This is a genomic window from Catenulispora acidiphila DSM 44928 (assembly GCF_000024025.1).
Classification (GTDB): Bacteria; Actinomycetota; Actinomycetes; order Streptomycetales; family Catenulisporaceae; genus Catenulispora; species Catenulispora acidiphila.
The window spans coordinates 353,236-370,196 of record NC_013131.1 but is presented as its reverse complement, the minus strand read 5'-3'; the positions used below and the strand labels follow the sequence as shown (position 1 = coordinate 370,196).

Annotated in this window: 19 protein-coding genes; 10 read left to right on the top strand and 9 right to left on the bottom strand. The window is 69.9% G+C overall.

Annotated features, from left to right (window positions below; genetic code table 11):
* Window positions 1-101: 101 nt before the first annotated feature.
* Both CACI_RS01650 and CACI_RS01645 read right to left on the bottom strand, forming a co-directional pair.
* Window positions 102-548 carry an NUDIX hydrolase gene (locus tag CACI_RS01650; protein WP_012784579.1) on the bottom strand — a complete coding sequence of 149 codons (447 nt, stop codon included), beginning with the start codon at window positions 546-548 and terminating at the stop codon, window positions 102-104.
* Window positions 549-627: 79 nt separating this feature from the next.
* On the bottom strand, window positions 628-1,608 hold the full coding sequence (locus tag CACI_RS01645) for an NADP-dependent oxidoreductase (RefSeq protein WP_012784578.1): 981 nt from the start codon (window positions 1,606-1,608) through the stop codon (window positions 628-630).
* Window positions 1,609-1,727: 119 nt separating this feature from the next.
* Between CACI_RS01645 and CACI_RS01640 the strand changes: the two genes are divergently transcribed.
* Window positions 1,728-2,318 carry a TetR/AcrR family transcriptional regulator gene (locus CACI_RS01640; RefSeq protein WP_012784577.1) on the top strand — a complete coding sequence of 197 codons (591 nt, stop codon included), beginning with the start codon at window positions 1,728-1,730 and terminating at the stop codon, window positions 2,316-2,318.
* On the opposite strand, the gene CACI_RS01635 is transcribed toward CACI_RS01640, so the two are convergent.
* Window positions 2,296-2,727 (bottom strand): VOC family protein, encoded by a 432-nt coding sequence (locus tag CACI_RS01635; protein WP_012784576.1) that lies wholly within the window; start codon window positions 2,725-2,727, stop codon window positions 2,296-2,298. The two genes, CACI_RS01640 and CACI_RS01635, sit on opposite strands and share 23 nt — an antisense overlap.
* A gap of 63 nt (window positions 2,728-2,790) precedes the next feature.
* On the opposite strand from CACI_RS01635, the gene CACI_RS01630 reads away from it, so the two are divergent.
* Window positions 2,791-3,810, top strand: coding sequence for a helix-turn-helix transcriptional regulator (locus CACI_RS01630; RefSeq protein ID WP_012784575.1), 1,020 nt, complete (start codon window positions 2,791-2,793; stop codon window positions 3,808-3,810).
* 169 nt (window positions 3,811-3,979) lie between these two features.
* Window positions 3,980-4,699 carry a DUF6882 domain-containing protein gene (locus tag CACI_RS01625; RefSeq protein WP_041539984.1) on the top strand — a complete coding sequence of 240 codons (720 nt, stop codon included), beginning with the start codon at window positions 3,980-3,982 and terminating at the stop codon, window positions 4,697-4,699.
* Between the two features lie 52 nt (window positions 4,700-4,751).
* Here the strand turns inward: CACI_RS01625 and CACI_RS01620 are convergent, their stop codons facing one another.
* Both CACI_RS01620 and CACI_RS01615 read right to left on the bottom strand, forming a co-directional pair.
* Complete coding sequence (locus CACI_RS01620; protein WP_012784573.1) at window positions 4,752-5,525, bottom strand: alpha/beta hydrolase family protein; 774 nt, start codon at window positions 5,523-5,525, stop codon at window positions 4,752-4,754.
* Window positions 5,526-5,719: 194 nt separating this feature from the next.
* Window positions 5,720-6,172, bottom strand: a complete 453-nt coding sequence (locus CACI_RS01615; protein WP_012784572.1) for a MarR family winged helix-turn-helix transcriptional regulator — start codon at window positions 6,170-6,172, stop codon at window positions 5,720-5,722.
* 234 nt (window positions 6,173-6,406) lie between these two features.
* Between CACI_RS01615 and CACI_RS01610 the strand changes: the two genes are divergently transcribed.
* From CACI_RS01610 to CACI_RS01595, 4 genes are all read left to right on the top strand, one after another.
* A complete protein-coding gene (locus CACI_RS01610; protein ID WP_012784571.1) occupies window positions 6,407-7,984 on the top strand; it encodes an MFS transporter in 1,578 nt (525 codons plus the stop codon).
* Window positions 7,985-8,213: 229 nt separating this feature from the next.
* Window positions 8,214-9,785, top strand: coding sequence for a TROVE domain-containing protein (locus CACI_RS01605; RefSeq protein ID WP_012784570.1), 1,572 nt, complete (start codon window positions 8,214-8,216; stop codon window positions 9,783-9,785).
* A gap of 72 nt (window positions 9,786-9,857) precedes the next feature.
* Window positions 9,858-10,727, top strand: a complete 870-nt coding sequence (locus CACI_RS01600) for a sterol desaturase family protein (RefSeq protein ID WP_012784569.1) — start codon at window positions 9,858-9,860, stop codon at window positions 10,725-10,727.
* Window positions 10,728-10,769: 42 nt separating this feature from the next.
* Entirely contained in the window at window positions 10,770-11,495 is a 726-nt protein-coding gene (locus CACI_RS01595; protein WP_012784568.1) for a phytanoyl-CoA dioxygenase family protein, read from the top strand.
* Here the strand turns inward: CACI_RS01595 and CACI_RS01590 are convergent.
* Window positions 11,492-12,022: an SRPBCC family protein gene (locus CACI_RS01590; protein WP_012784567.1), complete on the bottom strand. Its 531-nt coding sequence runs from the start codon at window positions 12,020-12,022 to the stop codon at window positions 11,492-11,494. The genes CACI_RS01595 and CACI_RS01590 overlap by 4 nt on opposite strands.
* Before the next feature lie 58 nt (window positions 12,023-12,080).
* Between CACI_RS01590 and CACI_RS01585 the strand changes: the two genes are divergently transcribed.
* Window positions 12,081-12,551: a winged helix-turn-helix transcriptional regulator gene (locus CACI_RS01585; RefSeq protein ID WP_041540959.1), complete on the top strand. Its 471-nt coding sequence runs from the start codon at window positions 12,081-12,083 to the stop codon at window positions 12,549-12,551.
* Window positions 12,552-12,581: 30 nt separating this feature from the next.
* On the opposite strand, the gene CACI_RS01580 is transcribed toward CACI_RS01585, so the two are convergent.
* A complete protein-coding gene (locus CACI_RS01580; RefSeq protein WP_012784565.1) occupies window positions 12,582-13,445 on the bottom strand; it encodes a TIGR03621 family F420-dependent LLM class oxidoreductase in 864 nt (287 codons plus the stop codon).
* Between the two features lie 146 nt (window positions 13,446-13,591).
* Here CACI_RS01580 and CACI_RS01575 point away from each other — a divergent pair, with 146 nt between their 5' ends.
* Entirely contained in the window at window positions 13,592-14,347 is a 756-nt protein-coding gene (locus CACI_RS01575; protein ID WP_012784564.1) for a class I SAM-dependent methyltransferase, read from the top strand.
* A gap of 61 nt (window positions 14,348-14,408) precedes the next feature.
* Here CACI_RS01575 and CACI_RS01570 read toward each other — a convergent pair whose 3' ends face one another.
* The gene (locus tag CACI_RS01570) at window positions 14,409-14,921 is read right to left on the bottom strand and encodes a tetratricopeptide repeat protein (protein WP_012784563.1); all 513 of its coding nucleotides are present in this window, start codon (window positions 14,919-14,921) and stop codon (window positions 14,409-14,411) included.
* Window positions 14,922-14,960: 39 nt separating this feature from the next.
* Window positions 14,961-16,400 (bottom strand): sugar porter family MFS transporter, encoded by a 1,440-nt coding sequence (locus CACI_RS01565; protein WP_012784562.1) that lies wholly within the window; start codon window positions 16,398-16,400, stop codon window positions 14,961-14,963.
* 77 nt (window positions 16,401-16,477) lie between these two features.
* Between CACI_RS01565 and CACI_RS01560 the strand changes: the two genes are divergently transcribed.
* Window positions 16,478-16,891, top strand: a complete 414-nt coding sequence (locus tag CACI_RS01560; RefSeq protein ID WP_012784561.1) for a Mov34/MPN/PAD-1 family protein — start codon at window positions 16,478-16,480, stop codon at window positions 16,889-16,891.
* Window positions 16,892-16,961: the final 70 nt, after the last annotated feature.

The following is a 16,961-nucleotide window of genomic DNA, read 5'->3' as shown; positions in this document are numbered from 1 at the left end:
AATAGGGCTTTGTGGGCCGGGCGAAACACTTGTCGCTCGCCCGTAGGGTCGATGGGCGCCTACGCGGCATGGCCCTTTCGTGGGGTCGTCATGCTCTGACTCTAGCTGAGCAGGTCGGGGAGTTCCTCGGGGAAGAAGGTCTCGTCGGTCGTGCGGAGCTCTTCGAGGGTCCACCAGCGGTGAGTGAGGTGGGTGCGCTGCTCCAGTGCGTCGAAGCCGGCTGTTGAGATCTCGAAGGGCTCGGTGCGGAGTGTGAAGAAGTGATTGTGTTGGCGCAGTAGGCGGCCATCGAAGAAGAACTCCACGTAGTTGCGGAAGACTGCCTCGCCCAGGTCCTGCGGTTGGACGTCGAGGCTGGTCTCTTCTTGGAGCTCACGCGCGGCGGCTTGCTGGGGAGTCTCTCCTGGTTCCAGGCCGCCGCCGGGGGTGATCCACCAGAGCTGATTCGGGCGTTGTGGGTCGAAGCCTTGAAACAGCAGCGCTCGGCCGTTCGGGTCGAGCAGAATCACTCGGCCTGAGATGCGGTCCACAACCTCGACGTCGTCCATGGGCTGAGCATGCCCTAGGGGCGCAAGTCCGCAGGTCGATCAGGTCGGGGATGTGCCGGAGGCGAAGCTCAGCCGGCGCTCAACGCTGGCTGCCGGGTAGGAGCAGGAGCTTGCCTCGGGCGTGTCCGGACTGGCTGATGTCCAACGCTGTGCGCCATTGGTCGAGCGGGAAGGTACCTGCCACCGGCACGGTGAACTTTCCCTTGGCGGCGAGGTGTGCGAACTCGGGGAAGTGGCTGAAGCGGTCGGCGTCGGTGAAGGTGGTGCGGTCCTCGTGGAAGGTGTCGCGTGCGCCGAGGTCTGGTGCGGTGGCCAGGTCGGAGCAGGTCAGGATGCGCTGGGGGTCGTCGTCGGCGATGCGGATGAGGTCGGGGAGGGCGCCGTTGGGGGGTGCGGTGTCGAAGACGATGTCGATCGGGGTATCGCTGAGGGCTGCGACTCGGTCGGGGAGGCCGTCGCCGTAGGCGGTGACTGTGGCGCCGAGGTTCTTCAGCTGCGGGGCGTAGGTCTCGCCGGCGGTGGCGATCACATGGAGACCGCGATGGAGGGCTATCTGGACCGCTGCGTAGCCGATGGTGGTTCCGGCGCCGTTGACCAGCAGTGTGCTGCCTGCTGAGAGGCCGAGGCGGGTGAGGTGCCAGTAGGCGGTGCTCAGTGCCATCGGGAGTGCGGCGGCTTGGATGAGGTCCAGTCCTTCGGGGACGGTGTACCAGTGGTCCATGATCGCGTGATCTGCCGCGCCTGCGCTGGGTTGGCCGGCGTAGTCGGCGGTGCCGAAGACGGGGTCGCCGATCGCGACGTCCGTGACGCCTTCGCCGACGGCTTCGACGGTGCCCGCGACGTCGCAGCCGATGCCGCGCGGCAGGTCGCCGGCGAACAGGCCGCGGCACAGGGCCCAGTCGGCGGGGGCGAGGCCGCAGGCGTGGACGGCGATGCGGATGCGGCCGGGGCTCGGTGCGGGGACGGATGCTATTTCCAGGCGGAGCACGTCGGCGGGCTCGCCGTACTCGCGGAAGCGCACCGTGCGCATGGTGTCGGGAGGTGTGATGCGGTCAGCCATGTCGGCTCCAATCAGGGGTTCGGGACGTGCGGGGAGGGTAAACGGAACATGCTCCGTTTAGCTCGTGCCGCTTATACTAGCCCGATGACCGCTCAAAGTGGAACGCGATCCGTTTAGCCATGACCGCCGATCCGTCCTCCCCCGCGCAGCAGCAGCTGCGGGCTGACGCGCTGCGCAATCGCGAGAGCGTGCTCGCCGCCGCGACCGCCGCGTTCGCCGCTTCCGAGGCCGAGCCGTCGATGCGCGAGATCGCCCGGCAGGCCGGGGTCGGCGTCGCCACGCTCTACCGCCACTTCCCGACCCGGGAGGCGCTCGTCGACGCCGTGTATCAGGACCAGGTCGTGCGGCTGACCGCCGGGGCGCGCGACCTGCTCGCCGCGCATCCGCCGGCGCGGGCGCTGCGGCTGTGGATGGACTTGTTCGCCGACTGGCTGACGACCAAGCGCGGGATGACCGGCACGCTGCTCGCCATGGTCGACGCCGGGGACATCTCGCTAGCGCACACGCGCGGGGAGCTCCTGGCGGCGATCGCGACGATCCTCGACGCCGGGATCGCCGCCGGAGAGATCCGCGCGGACACCAGCGCCGAGGACGTCAGCGCTGCGGTGCTCGGTCTGCTCGCTGTTTCGGGCGAACGCGGGAATCCCGAGCAGGCGCAACGACTTCTCGACGTCCTGATGGACGGGCTCAGGACTCGATCAGAGCGCTGAGTCCGTACTTCGCGCGCGCCTCGGGCGTCACCGGCGTGAAGAAGTTGACCAGGGTGCCGTCGGGGTCGCGGACCAGCAGGGAGCGGTTGCCCCAGGGCAGGGTCTTCGGCTCGGCGACGACGTCGGAGGCGGGAATCCAGGCGGCGAGGCGCTGCCAGAGGGCGTCGACGTCGTCCACCAGGAACTCGATGATCACGCTGCGGTTGGCGCCCGGGGCGGCGCTGTCGGGGGCGAACAGCGGGACGGTGCGGGTGCTGCCGATCGCGAGGGTCGCGCCGGCGGGGGTGGCGAGCTCGGCGAAGTCCGGGGTGGCCCAGGTGGCGGGCAGGGCGGTGGCCTTCTCGTAGAAGGCGACCAGGCTGGCGATGTCGGCGGTGATGATGCGGGTCGACGCGAGGTTTGTAGTCATGCTTCGAACCGTACGGACGATAGTGGACAGAATCGGTCCGGTATCCCCGCTAAATTGGGAGACGTGAATCACCCCGCCGGACGTGTGCTGACGCTGCTGGAGCTCCTGCAGTCCGGAGGCGTGCGCACGGCGGCCGAAATCGCCGAACGGCTCGGGGTCGATGCGCGCACGGTGCGGCGGTACGTGGAGCAGCTGCTGGAGTTGGAGATCCCCGTGGAGTCCGTGCGCGGGCGTTACGGCGGCTACCGGCTGGCTCGCGGCTTCCGGCTGCCGCCGCTGATGCTGGGTGACGACGAGGCGCTGGCGGTACTGCTGGGACTGCTCGCCGGGCGGCGGAGCGGGTTGACGGCGGCGCTCGGAGCGGCGGGAGAGACGGCGGGCGCCAAGATCCGGCGGGTGCTGCCCGCACGGTTGTCCGAGCGGCTCCGGAGCGTGCTGGACAGTGTGGCGTTCACCGGCGCACCCGATCAGAGCGCTGCGCTGGATGCCACGGTGTTGCTCACGGTCGCCGATGCCGTGGCGAATCAGCGGCCGATCGCTGTGCGATACACCGGCCGCGACGGTGTTCGCGGTGACCGGACACTGCATCCCTATGCGATCGTGAGCCATGGGGAGCGCTGGTATGTCAGGGCTCTGGATCCGGCAATCGGCGAGGAGCGCACGTTTCGGCTTGATCGGATCGACGGGGCAAGGGCGCTGCCGGGTTCTTTCGAGGCGCCGACGATGGACGATGATCCGGGGCAGAGCTTGCTCGCCGGGTTCGCGGCGGCGGACTACCGGTACGAAGTCGCGATCCGAGTACACGGGACGGTCGAGCAGATCCGGGCGCGGTTTCCGGTGAGTGTGGCGACAATTCAGCCGCTCAGCGATGCCAACGGCAATGGCGATGGCAACGGCAACGGCAACGAGGCACAGACCCCATGGCACCGCCTCGCCATCCGCGCCGAACACCTCGACTGGATCCCGCCGACGTTGGCCGCACTCGACCTGCCCTTCGAGATCGAAGACCCGGACGAACTCCGCGATCTTGTCATCGCCTTTGCCGACCGCCTGGCGACGAGAGCACGCGGCGGACTCGAATAGAAGCATCGCGATCTCGCGCGCGCCGCTCCCTGAGAGCCTCAACAACCCAGCCACCAGACCCCCTCACGCTCCCGCGCCAGAATTCAGATCATGCCCGCCACCTGCGAGCAGTCCCGCTGCTTGGAGCATCGCCCCGACAGAATCCGCCGCGCCCCGCTACTGTCGACACGTGACTTCTGCGTTCAGCGATGCCTTCCTCCGTATGGCGGAGCCCCACGCGGCCTGGGGCATGCGCCAGATCGAGGAGTTCAACGAGTTCCTGCCGATCGGGCCGTGGACGGTGAACCTGGACGAGCGGCGGTATCGGCAGTCGGGGCGGGAGCTGCGGATCAGTGTGCTCGGGAGCTTCGACACCGCGGAGGGTTCGTGGTTGTGGGGGTGGGCGAACCCCGGGTTCGGGAAGCTGCCGGTGGTGGCCGCGGCTGAGGCGCTGCGGTCGTTCGGGCTGGATCACGGGGTGCCCGAGTTCTCCGAGGAGCTGGTGGACCTCTCGGGCTTCGAAGACCCCCGGTATGCCGCGGAGATGCTGGCTTTCGGGGCGATGGGGGTGCTGCGTGCCGACGGCTACATCGGCGTGCAGGCCAATGAGACCGGGCGGCTGTACATGGTGCCGGACGATCCGCAGGTGCCGGTCGCCGATCCGGATCCGATAGCGCTGCCCCGACTGCTGATGCAGGGGGCGCAGTTCTTCAACCGGTCGGCGTACGAGGTGGTCGCCGGCTACTTCCACCACTTCACCATCCCGTGGCGGCAGGAGGGCGACACCATCACCGCCGAGCTGCCGGGCGGGGCGACCGCGTCGGTCCAGTTCGACGGGCAGGGACGGGTCGCCGCGGTGTCGATGGGCTCGATCACCAAGGAATCGCTGGGGAACACCGCCGACGCCTGAGCGGCGCGGCATCGGCGCCCGGCCGGGTGGCCGGACGCCGACGACGCTGCCCTCACGCGGCCGCCGTGCCGGCGGCCGGGGCACCGAAGTGCCGAGCGAAGAACCGGACGGCGCTGTCCGCCTCGAACCGGGGCAGCTGCTTGTGCCGCCCGGCGTTGGCGTGCAACGTCTTCTCCGGCGAGGCGAAGGCGTCGAACAGCGCCAGACCGGCCGAGCGCGGGATGTGCTCGTCGTCCCACTGCAGATCGAACTCGACCGGGATCGTGATCCGCTTCGCCGGCTCGGCCAGGAAGTCCGGCCAGTGCTGGCCGAAGACGGCGGCCGTGATCCGGGGGTCGGCGGCGACGAACGGGATACCGATCGCCGTGCCCATGTTGATGCCCCAGTAGCCGACCGGACCGTCGGCGCCGATCTCGCGCAGTTCCTGGAGCGCGTCCAGGGTCGCGCGCCACTCCGGCACGGCCTGCTCGGCCAGATAGGCGTTGTAGCGCACGACGATCGGGCCCTCCGGCTCGCCGGCGTCGCGCGCCGCGAACAGCGCGTCGATCTCGCGCTCGTCGTGCTCGGTGCGCGGGCGGTCGCCGTGGCCGGGCGCGTCGATGGCGGCGACGTGGAACCCGCAGCCGAGCACCAGCGCGCGGGCGCGTCCGGCGCTGCCGGGCGCCTTCTTGTGGATGCCGCCGCCGTGGCCGATCAGGACCAGGGGCGCGCGGTCGGGACGGGAGTCCGGCGACCACAGGACACCGGGGACGCCGCCCACGGTGAAGTCGCGTTCGCGGACACCGTCCGCGGAGGAATCACTGGTGAAAAGAAGTGAAGTAGACATGGCAGTCGCCCTTCGGGAGCACTTGATAACGGCGCTCCCGGCGACTCCTGAGTCAGTCGCCTGCCCGTGACAGCACGGGGAGCACCCACGTCGATACCGCCTTCATGGGTCTCACCTCCTTCGCTTCGGTCACGGCGTACGCAAGGTATCGGGCTGCGGCGCCGCGGCGCAACAGGGTTTTACGTCAGCAGGTTCTACTTCTTGTCCGGCAAGCCGCACGAGATCGCGATCGCCGCCATCCACTCCCTGGCGGCCTGCCGCACCTGCGGGCTGAGCCCGGCCTCCAGCTCCTCCTCGCGGCGCCGCACCGCCGGCCGCGCCTTCGCGTACATCTCCAGGCCCGCCTCGGTCGCGTGCAGCTGGTGCGCGCGCCGGTCCGTCGGGTGCGCGGCGCGCTCGACCAGGCCGCGGGATTCCAGGCCGGCGACCATCTCGTTCGCGGACTGCCGGGTCGTGCCGCAGGCCCGCGCCACCTCGGCGACGGTCAACCCCGGGGAGCTGTCGAGCATCATCAGGGTCGCGAACTGCGGAACGGTCAGTCCGAACTCGGTGAGCTCGTCCTCGATGACGGCGCGCATGCCGAGCCAGACGTGGCGGATGGCGAAGCTGACGACGCCGTCCTCGCCGAGCTTGTCAGACGTGGACATAGCAGGACACCTCGGTCTCACGATCGCGGGAGGAGCTCGCGAAGAGCGCGGACAGCCAGAAGAGAGCACGGAAACGATTGACAGGTACCTGACGAGTTTGCCACGCTGGTATCCGACAGGTACCTGTCGATTGTAGCGCGCGGCCGCGTCGTCCCGTCACTCGTCCCGAACCATTCTGAACCATCCCGAACCACTCCCACCTGCTCATCAGCGATCCTGGGGGGTCGTCCACCCATGTCCACGAACAGCCCGCCGTCCGGCCGACGGCAGCGCCTGATCCTGACCGTCCTGATCTTCGCGCAGCTCCTGATCTGGATCGACGGCACCGTCCTGTCCACCGCCTACGAAACCCTCGCCGACCCGGTCCGCGGCCTGGGCGCCACTCCCGGCCAGCTCCAGTGGGCCACCGGCTCCTACACGCTGGTCCTGGCCACCGTCACCTTCACCGGCGGCGCCCTCGGCGACCGCTTCGGGCATCGCAACACCCTGCTGGCCGGCATGGCGCTGTTCGGACTGGCCTCAGTGTTCGCCGCGTACTCGCAGAACACCGGGCAGCTCATCGCGGCCCGCGCCGTCATGGGCCTGGGCGCCGCGCTGCTGATCCCGGCGACGCTGGCGGTGATCAGCTTCACCTACCCGCCCGAGCAGCGCCCGCAGGCCTTCGGCGTGCTCAGCAGTTTCGCCGGGGTGGGCATCGCCGCCGGACCGGTGCTGGCCGGTCTGATGCTGGCGAACTTCTGGTGGGGCTCGGTGTTCCTGATCAACGTGCCGGTGGTGGTGCTCGGCCTGGTCGCGATCGCCCGGACCGTGCCGAACTTCCAGCCGCCGGCCAAGCGAGGACTGGACTTCCCCGGTCTGCTGCTCTCCTCCGCCGGCCTCGGTCTGCTGTCCTACGGCCTGATCCGGGCCGGGCAGGACGGCACCGTGACCGAACCGCAGGTATGGATCACCGTCGCCGGCGGGCTGGTGGTGACCGCCGCGTTCGTGGTCGTGGAGCTGCGCCGCCGACACCCGAGCTTCGACCCGCGGCTGTTCCGCCTGCGCCAGTTCGCCGCCGGCAACGTCTCCCTGACGCTGCTGTTCCTCGCCTTGAGCGCGAGCGGTTTCTACTTCGCCTTCTACCTCCAAGGCGCCCGCGGCTACTCGGCCCTGCGCGCCAGCCTGGTCGGCATCCCCGGCGCGCTCGGCGTCGTCATCGGCGGACCGGTCGCCGCGAAGCTCGCGCGCCGTACCTCGGTCCGCCGGGTCAGCGGCACCGCGTTGACGGTCTCCACGATCACGCTCCTGGTCTTCTCCCGGGTCGGCCTCGGGTTGCCGATCCCCGCCTACATCGCCGTGTCGATCGTCCAGGCCACCGCGATCGGCATGACCATCGCCCCGCTGACCGGCGCGATCCTCGGCTCGCTGCCGCTGGCCCAAGCCGGGGCGGGCAGCGCGGTGAACGCCACCATGCGCCAGACCGGCAGCGTGCTGGGCATCGCGCTCGGCGGCACGATCCTGTCGATCGGATACCGGCACGCGATCGGCGGCTCGGTGGCCGCCCTGCCCGCGCCACTGAAACAGCAGGCTGAGACGTCCGCCGAGATGGCCCGGAACGTCGCGCGGCACAACGGGATCCCGAACCTGGCGCATCAGGCGGACCTCGCGTTCGTGCACGCGATGCACACCGGAATGGTGTGGTCGGCGGCGGCGACCGGGATCGGGGCGCTGCTGGTGTTCGGCGCGTTCGCGAACCCCAGGAAGACCAAGACCGAGGCGGTCACGGCACAGCTTGAGGCATCGACAGTGGTTCCGGAATCGGCTTCGGCATAGAGGAAAAACGGTGGACGCCCACGAAGCTCCACCAGCATTCTGTGGGAGCACCTCCCGGTGCGCAGGCAGCGGATACTTCTTGGGAAAGTACTCACCCGCCGCCGAATCAGATCTCGGGAGTGCGCTCGCGACTTCTCGCAGGATCGGCCGGCACATCGGCCGATCCTGTCCTCGGCCCTGCCGTGAACCGCGCGCCGCTCCCCGCGTTTCCACACGGGGTGATCCACCGATGGCGAAGTTCAACAAGACAGCGACCAAGACCGCCAAGACCTTCGAGGGCGGCAAGGCCTACAAGCGCGACCCGAAGGCGGACCTGTTCCTGCTCGCGGTCACGAACATGGTCGGCGAGGACACCTTCTACGAGTCCGCCGACACCCGTGACGAGCGCTACCGCGATCTCGTGCACGCCGTCGCCGTCTCCGACCCCGAGTGGATGCTGCGCTTCGTCACCTGGCTGCGTGCCGAGGCGAACATGCGCAGCGCCGCCGTCGTCGCGGCGTGCGAGTCCGTGCGGGCCCGGCTGGACGCGGAGGCGTCCGGGTACGGCCGCCAGCTGATAGCCGCCGCGTGTCAGCGTGCTGACGAGCCCGGCGAGGTCCTGGCGTACTGGACCGGCCGCTACGGCCGCGCGCTGCCGAAGCCGGTGAAGCGCGGTGTCGCCGACGCCGTGGCGCACCTGTACAACGAGTACTCGTTCGCGAAGTACGACTCGGACGCCAAGGGCTTCCGCTTCGGCGACGTCATCGATCTCGTGCACCCCGCTGCCGCGGCCGACAAGCCTTGGCAGGGCGAGCTGTTCCGGCACGCGCTGGACCGCCGCCACAACCGGGACAACCCGGTGCCGGAGGCACTGCCGAAGCTGGCCAAGCGGGCTGCGCTGCTCGGGCTGCCGGTGGCGGAGCGGCGCGGTGTGCTGCTCGCCGAGGGCGGCGCGCAGCGCCTGGCCGAGGCGGGCATGACGTGGGAGGCGCTGGCCGGCTGGCTGCAGGGCCCGATGGACCAGGCCGCCTGGGAGGCGGTCATCCCGTCGATGGGTCTGATGGCGCTGGCGCGGAACCTGCGGAACTTCGACGAGGCCGGGGTCGCCGACGCGGTGGCGTGGCGGGTCTGCTCGCGGTTCCTGGACGCCGGCCAGGTGGGACGGTCGCGGATGCTGCCGTACCGGTGGCTGTCGGCGTACAAGGCCGCGCCGTCGCTGCGGTGGGGACACGCGCTGGAGGGGGCGCTGGGGCACGCGATCGCCGGCGTCCCGGAGCTGCCGGGGCGCACCCTGGTCCTGGTCGACACCTCCGGGTCGATGACCGGCCGGGTGTCGGCGCGCTCGACGGTCACGCACCTGGACATCGGTGCGCTGATCGGGGTCGCGCTGGCGGACCGCGCGGCGGGCTCCGGACGCGCCGACGACGTGGACCTCGTCGGTTTCGCCGACGGCGTCTTCAGGCACGAGCTGACCAAGGGCGGCAGCGTCCTGCGCGGGATCGAGGCGTTCGCCAAGCGCTCCGGCGAGGTCGGGCACGGCACCCGCATGATCGACGCGATCGCGGCGACCTACGACCGGCACGACCGCGTGGTGATCGTCAGCGACATGCAGGCGTTCCCGTACTTCTACCACCAGAACAAGGGCGCGGACGCGTTCATCCCGGACACGGTCCCGGTCTTCGGGATCAACACCGCGGGCTACGGTCCGAGCGCGCTTCCGCCCGGCAAGCGGAACCGGTTCGAGATCGGCGGGTTCTCGGACAAGGTGTTCACCCTGTTCGGACTGCTCGCCTCCGGGGACGACCCGGCGCTGCCGTTCTGAGGTTCGGTCGCGACGCACGGTAAGGAGCGGTGGCGCACCGACCTCTGGTCAGGTGCGCTACCGCTCAGTAACATGCGCCTTGTGATCGACGGCATAGACCTCACGACCCTCGCGATCCCCTTCTATGTGCTGTTCATGGCACTGGAGCTGCTCTCGCTGCGGTTCTTCCCGGACCCGGTCGAGCAGGGCTACACCGTCAAGGACACCGCGACGTCGCTGACGATGGGCATCGGCTCGATCGTCTGCAACCTCGGCTGGGGACTGGTGACGGTCGCCGCGGTGGCCGGCGTGCACGCGCTCGCGCCGTGGCATATCGCCAGTTCGCTGACCGGCTGGCTCGTGCTCTTCGTGGCGTACGACTTCTTCTACTACTGGGAGCACCGCGCCAACCACCGCGTCCGCATCCTGTGGGCGTCGCATGTGGTGCACCACTCCAGCCGGCACTACAACCTGTCCACGGCGCTGCGCCAGACCTGGACCGGGGTCGGCAACACGATCTTCCTGCTGCCGCTGGCGCTGGTCGGGTTCCCGTCGTACATGATCTTCGCGACGGCGGCGATGAACCTGCTCTACCAGTTCTGGATCCACACCGAGCGGATCGCCACGATGTGGCGCCCGATCGAGTTCGTGATGAACACGCCCTCGCACCACCGCGTGCACCACGGCTCGAACCAGGGCTACCTGGACAAGAACTACGGCGGCGTGTTCATCGTCTTCGACCGGCTGTTCCGGTCTTTCGAGCCCGAGGGCGAGCCGGTGGAGTACGGGCTGACGAAGAACATCGGGACGTTCAATCCGCTGCGTGTCGCAGCGCACGAATACGCCGCGATCGCGCGGGACGTGCGCGGCGCCGCAGGCTGGCGGGCACGGTTCGGTTACGTGCTGCGCGGCCCGGGCTGGTCGCCGGCGAGCCCGGTGCCGGCGACCGCGGTGACGGTCTAAAACCCGTCGCCCGGTCTTAGCCGCCGTGCCTACGCTGGCGAGGTGTTGAGCACTGAACAGCTGAAGGAATTCGGCGAGCGGGGGTACGTCGTCGTCCCGGGTGTGGTGGCTCGGAACGTCGTGGCAAAAGCGAACAAGCGGATCGACGAGCTGATCGCCGCCAACCCGCCGGCGCAGGGACAGGTCGGCCACCACTTCTACTTTCCGGCGGCGGCGGACGAGCCGGAGTTGCTCGAGACGCTGATGGACAGCGCTTTCGGGTACGCCGAGGCGCTGACCGGTCCCGGGCTTCTGGAGACGCCGCAGCAGGTGCAGGTGGCGCTGAACATCCCGCCGTTCTCGCACCGGCCGGGGCGGCCGCACATCGACGCCGCGATCAGCGAGCCGACGCCGGGCTTCACGCCGAACAGTTTCACGCTGCTGGCCGGCGTGTTCGTCACCGACCAGCTGCGGGAGAACTCGGGGAACCTGTGGGTCTGGCCGGGGACGCACCGCACGCACGCGGAGTACTTCCGCGAGCGCGGCATCGAGATGTACTGCGCGTACCCGGACATCGAGCTGCCCGAGCCGGAACAGGTCACCGCGCGCGCCGGCGACCTGCTGCTCGCGCACTATCTGCTCGGGCACAACATCGGCGGGAACTACGAGTCGGACACGACGCGGCGGATGCTGTACTACCGGGTCAGCGGTCGCGGGCACGCCGAGGGTCCGGAGCGGATCCTGACCGAGCCCTGGTATGAGTACGGCCCTGTTCGTGCCCTGATTTAGGGCCGGCGCTCGGCCCGGATGGCGGAAGCAGCGTCCTGGTGGGACGGGGCGTCTCCGTCGTGCTTCGGGTTGGGGTGGCCCTGGCCGGTCTCGATCAGGGCGCGCAGGCTGCCGGCGATGTAGCCGCCCCAGGCGTTGGAGCAGACGTCGTAGCACTCGTCCTGCGGGAGCAATCCGATGTGGGTGAAGCGGATCTCGGCGCCGCCGTCCGGCGCCGGCGAGATCTCGAAGACGATGTCAGTGCCCGTCCATTCGGTCTGGTCCGCGATGAAGTTGAAGTAGTTCTCCTCGACGTGCCAGACCACCTTCTGCTCCGGGACGAGCTCCGCGACCCGGACCTTGCAGCGGTGGACGTCCTGGAACCGGTAGTCGAAGACGCCGCCGACCTGGTCGGTAACTCCCTCGACGGCCGCGGACCACCAGCCGCGGACGTCGAGGACGGCGTCGTACGCCGCGCGCGGGGTCCGGGCGACGGTGAAGCCGGTGGTGTAGGGGCGCTGCTGCTGTTCGGCTGTGGCTTGCATCATGCAAGTCAGCCTAGAGCGAACGACTTTCATCATGCAAGCGATTCGCTACACTGGACGCATGCTGGGGAAGACGTACGACTCGCAGGTGTGCTCGATCGCGAGGGCGCTGGAGGTGGTCGGCGAGCGCTGGAGCCTGCTGATCGTGCGGGACGCGCTGTTCGGCGGCGCGACACGGTACAGCGACTTCCAGCGGAGCCTGGGGATCGCGACCAACGTGCTCAAGACCCGCCTCGACGGCTTGGTCGAGACGGGTGTCATGCGGCGGCATCAGTACTCGCAGCAGCGGGAGCAGTACGAGTACCTGCTGACCGACAAGGGGCGGGCGCTGGCGCACTCGCTGGTCGCGCTCTCGGAGTGGGGCGACCAGTGGGCGACGGATGGGGAGCCGCCGATTCTTTACGTGCACTCGGTGTGCGGGACCGGGGTCACGCAGAAGACGGTGTGCGCGCACTGCGGAGTCGTGGAGGATCCGGCGGAGATCCGGGCCGAGATCGGGCCGGGGATGCCGGCGGATCGGATTCCGGCTTAGGGGCGAGGCGTCAGGTGAGGCCTCAGCTGGTCATTTTCCAGCCAGCATCTCGACCACCGGCGCCAGCTGCTCCAAGAACATTCCGTTCACGGCGATGTAGGAGATCCCGAGGGTGTCGCGGCGGCGGCGCAGCTTGTCGGCCATCTCCTGCGGCGTGCCGGTGAGGACGGCCGGAGCGCCGGTGCGGATGAGTTCGGCGGGATCGACGCCCATCTGCTGGCTCAGGAAGCCCGGCAGCTCGGTGCCGACACCGGCCAGGTTGTAGCTGAGTTCGAGGTCGTCGACGCGGGAGCCCGCGATGGCGCGCAGCTCGGCGATCTTCGCCGCGAGGCCGTCCTCGGTGGTGCGCGGGTCCAGCCCGAGGGTCAGGATGTCGGCTTCGGCGGCGGCGAGCTGGAACATCTTGGGTCCGGCGGCAGCGACCAGGATCGGCGGGTGCGGCTTCTGGACCGGCTTGAGCGGGGAGCGGCCGGCCGCCGCGGCGGCGAGCTCCTCCTTGACGATGTGCAGGGCGTCAGAGAGCTGTTTCACGCGCTCGGCCGGCGTGCCGAAGCGCCGCTCGCGGTGCACGACCTCGTCCTCGGCTCCGGGGCGGCCGGCGCCCAGGCCCAGGTCGAAGCGTCCGCCGGAGAGCAGGTCCAGCGCCAGCGCGCGCCAGGCGATCTCCGAGGGCGGGTAGAACGGCGCCGGCAGGACGAAGGTGCCCACGCGCAGCCGCTCGGTGGCGGTCGCGGCGGCGGCCAGGGCCGTGAACGGCTCCAGGGTGGTCATGGTGTCCGGGGCCAGCAGCGTGTCGTAGCCGAGTTCCTCAGCCCGCCGGGCCAGCTCCTGCCAGGCCTGGGCGGTCGGGGCGAGGGCCGCGACGACGGCGAAGCGGAAGGTGCGGGGGTGCATGGGCTCTCCCTGAGTAGGGTCCTGCGTTCCTGTCTACGCCGATCCTGCTCCCGGCGGAAGCAGGCGGGCGTCCGGCCGGGGGAGGTCGCGTCCGTACTCTTCGGGGAGTAGGCGGCGGTGGGAGGACGTCTCGTATCGTCTCCAGCGTGTTGGACTACGACCTTGAAGCCGCCCGCTACGACCAGACCCGCGGCGGCGTGGAGCGGGCCCGCGCGGCGGCGGACGCGGTGCTGGAGCTGGTACCGAAGGACTGCGCGGTGCTGCTCGATGTGGCTTGCGGGACCGGCATCGTGTCGGAGCTGCTGAGGACGCCGGACCGGACGGTGATCGGCGTCGACATGGCGGCCGGGATGCTGGCGCTGGCCCGACCTCGGCTCGGCGGCACTGGACGCGCGGTGCGAGGGGACGCGACACGGCTGCCGCTGGCGTCGGGAGCGGTGGACGCGGTGACGTTCATGTGGCTGCTGCATCTGGTCGACGAGGCGGTGGTGGCCGCGGCGGTGGCGGAGGCGGCGCGGGTCCTGCGGCCGGGCGGGGTGATGGTGACGACGGTGGACAAGGACTCCGCGCAGTTCGGCATGAACACCGATGTCGGCGCGATCATGCGCGCGGCCCGGCAGGAGCTGGCGCCGCCGGCCAGCGACCAGGCGGAGCGGGTGCGGGAGCTGGCGGCGGCGGTGGGCTTGGAGGCCGCGGGGACGGCTCGGTACGTGGGGCACGGGCAGGGGCAGACGCCGAAAGCGTGGGCCCGGCGGCTGCGAGAGCAGGCGGGGTGGGCGCGGCGGGCGGATCCCGCGCGGATCGCAGAGATCTGCCGCGCGCTGGAGGCGCTGCCGGAGCAGGATGTGCGCCGACCGGATCCGGAATATGTGGTCGCGAGCTTCAGACTCGACGGGCACTGACAACAGAGCCGGTTCTCCGGCGGATGAGCGGCGGTCTCACACAAACCGCCGCCCCCACCGCTTACAACTTCGCCATCGCCGCCTCGAACGCCTCCCACACGGCGGACACCTTCGGGCTGCCGATCCTCGTGTCGATCTCCAGGGCGAGGCGGAAGCGCAGGGCGGCTTCCACGTGCTTGCCCTGGTCGTAGAAGCTGCGGCCGGAGTGGTGGGCCGCGGCGGCTACCAGGCGGTCGTCCTTGAGATACAGGGCAAGTTTCTCTGCTCGGTGGAACATGGTGTCGGCCTGGTCCCATTCGCCGCGGTATTGGCGGACGTGGCCGACCAGGAGGGTGGCGCGGACCATGCGGCGGAGGTCGCCGGCCAGGTCGGCGGCGGCGAGGGTGAGTTCGGCCTCCAGGGCGGCGTCGTCGAGGCGGCCGGCGATGCGCAGGAGGGTGGCGTACTCGGAGCGGGCTTCGGGGTGCTCGTCCATGTCGAGGGCGGCCAGGGTGTGGATGCGGGCCGCCAGTGCCGCGGGATCGTCGACGATCTCGCGGAGCGTCTCCGGGTCGGTGCGGAAGTCAAGGCCCATGGGTCCATCCTGCGACGCAGAAGGGTCCTTACGCGACACCTATCCCATCGATTCCAAGGTTTTTCCCTTCGTTTCCCGGACAAGGTAGTACACGAAGGGGATGGAGACCGCCGCCGCGATCGCGTAGAGCGAGTACGCCCCGGCCAGGCTCCAGCGGGACAGCGACGGGAACGAGACCGTCACCAACCAGTTCGCCAGCCACTGCGCGCTGGCCGCGACCGACAGCGCCACGGCGCGGATCCGGTTCGGGAACATCTCGCCGAGCAGCACCCAGACCACGACGCCCCAGGACATCGCGAAGAAGAACACGTAGGCGTTCGCGCCGAGCAGCGCCGTGACGCCCTGGGCCTTCGGCAGGGTGGTCTTGCCGTTGGCGTGCGTGCCGTAGGAGAACATCCAGGCGCACAGCCCCAGCGTCACCGCCATCCCCACCGAGCCGATCAGCAGCAGCGGACGCCGGCCGATCCGGTCCACCAGCGCCATCGCCACCACGGTGCCGGCGATGTTCACCGCCGCGGAGATCATCGAGATCAGCAGCGAGTTGGAGGTGTCGATGCCGACCGACTGCCACAGCAGGGAGCTGTAATAGAAGATCACGTTGATGCCGACGAACTGTTGCAGCACCGAGAGTCCGATGCCGATCCAGACCACCGCCAGCAGGTTCTTCCGGCTCGGGGTGAGCAGGTCCGCCAGCTTCGGTTTGACCTCCCCGGCCAGCTGATCGCGGATCTCGGCGATGCGGTCGGCGACGTTCGCGTGTGTGCCCTCGACCTCGGCGAGCACCTCGCGGGCCCGGTCGTCCTCGCCGTTCGCGACCAGGAAGCGCGGCGACTCCGGGATCATCGTGCTCAGCACGCCGTACAAGATCGCCGGGATCACCTCGGCGCCGAGCATCCAGCGCCAGGCGGCCAGCCCGCCGAGGTGGTCAGTGTTGGTGCCGCCGGCCCACTGGTTGATCAGATAGTTGACGAGCGCGGAGATCGCGATGCCCAGCACGATCGCCAGCTGCTGGAAGGAGGTCAGCCGGCCGCGGAAGGCCGGCGGGGAGACCTCGGCGATGTAGGCCGGGCCGATCACCGAGGCGATGCCGATAGCGAAGCCGCCGAGGATGCGCCAGATCGTCAGGTCCCAGGGCTGGAAGGCGAACATGCTGCCGATGCCGCTGATGATGAACAGGACCGCCGCGATCTGCATGGCGCGGATCCGGCCGATCCGGTCGGCCATCCAGCCGCCGGCGATCGCCCCGGCGGCGGCGCCGGGCAGGGCCGCGGCGACGACGAAGCCGGTCGTCCCGCTGCCGACGTTGAAGTCGTGCTGGATCCCGGTGACCGCGCCGTTGATCACCGCGGAGTCGTAGCCGAACAGGAAGCCGCCCAAGGCCGCGGCGGCAGCGATGAACACGATGCGCGGCGCGACGCGGGCCGCCGCGGAATCGCCCGGCGGGTTGGGACCGCTCTCGCGGCCGGTCCTGGTCGTCATGCCCCTACCCCTGCCGCCGATCCCGCCAGGCGATGCGGCGATGCGCCCGATCGGGTGGTTGGCCTACCGTGGTCGGCATGCTGACCGTCTCGCAGGAGATCTACGACGCGATCGTCGCGCACGCCCGCCGGGACCACCCCGACGAGGCCTGCGGGATCGTCGCCGGGCCGGAGGGCTCCGACCGCCCCGAGCGCTTCGTGCCGATGGCCAACGCCGAGCGCTCGCCGACGTTCTACCGGCTGGACCCGGCCGAGCAGTTCAAGGTGTGGCGGGAGATGGACGACCGCGACGAGGAGCCGGTGATCGTCTACCACTCGCACACCTCGACCGAGGCTCGTCCCTCGCGGACCGACATCAGTTATGCCTCTGAACCCAATGCGCATTACGTGCTGGTGTCCACGCGCGACACCGACAAACTCGGCGACTTCCAGTTCCGCTCGTTCCGGATCGTCGACGGCGAGGTGACCGAGGAGCCGGTGACGGTCCTCTGAGGCGGCCGGACCCGTCGGTGTCCCCTGACGGGTCAGTCCGGGATGCCCGCTCCGGCGTCCCGGGTCAGGC

Coding starts and splice junctions, on each gene's coding strand:
- CACI_RS01590 (WP_012784567.1), bottom strand. CDS start 12,022: ATGATGCAAGCCACAGCCGAACAGCAGCAGCGCCCCTACACCACCGGC.
- CACI_RS01620 (WP_012784573.1), bottom strand. CDS start 5,525: ATGTCTACTTCACTTCTTTTCACCAGTGATTCCTCCGCGGACGGTGTC.
- CACI_RS01560 (WP_012784561.1), top strand. CDS start 16,478: ATGCTGACCGTCTCGCAGGAGATCTACGACGCGATCGTCGCGCACGCC.
- CACI_RS01605 (WP_012784570.1), top strand. CDS start 8,214: ATGGCGAAGTTCAACAAGACAGCGACCAAGACCGCCAAGACCTTCGAG.
- CACI_RS01565 (WP_012784562.1), bottom strand. CDS start 16,400: ATGACGACCAGGACCGGCCGCGAGAGCGGTCCCAACCCGCCGGGCGAT.
- CACI_RS01615 (WP_012784572.1), bottom strand. CDS start 6,172: ATGTCCACGTCTGACAAGCTCGGCGAGGACGGCGTCGTCAGCTTCGCC.
- CACI_RS01645 (WP_012784578.1), bottom strand. CDS start 1,608: ATGGCTGACCGCATCACACCTCCCGACACCATGCGCACGGTGCGCTTC.
- CACI_RS01585 (WP_041540959.1), top strand. CDS start 12,081: ATGCTGGGGAAGACGTACGACTCGCAGGTGTGCTCGATCGCGAGGGCG.
- CACI_RS01600 (WP_012784569.1), top strand. CDS start 9,858: ATGCGCCTTGTGATCGACGGCATAGACCTCACGACCCTCGCGATCCCC.
- CACI_RS01640 (WP_012784577.1), top strand. CDS start 1,728: ATGACCGCCGATCCGTCCTCCCCCGCGCAGCAGCAGCTGCGGGCTGAC.
- CACI_RS01610 (WP_012784571.1), top strand. CDS start 6,407: ATGTCCACGAACAGCCCGCCGTCCGGCCGACGGCAGCGCCTGATCCTG.
- CACI_RS01650 (WP_012784579.1), bottom strand. CDS start 548: ATGGACGACGTCGAGGTTGTGGACCGCATCTCAGGCCGAGTGATTCTG.
- CACI_RS01570 (WP_012784563.1), bottom strand. CDS start 14,921: ATGGGCCTTGACTTCCGCACCGACCCGGAGACGCTCCGCGAGATCGTC.
- CACI_RS01580 (WP_012784565.1), bottom strand. CDS start 13,445: ATGCACCCCCGCACCTTCCGCTTCGCCGTCGTCGCGGCCCTCGCCCCG.
- CACI_RS01635 (WP_012784576.1), bottom strand. CDS start 2,727: ATGACTACAAACCTCGCGTCGACCCGCATCATCACCGCCGACATCGCC.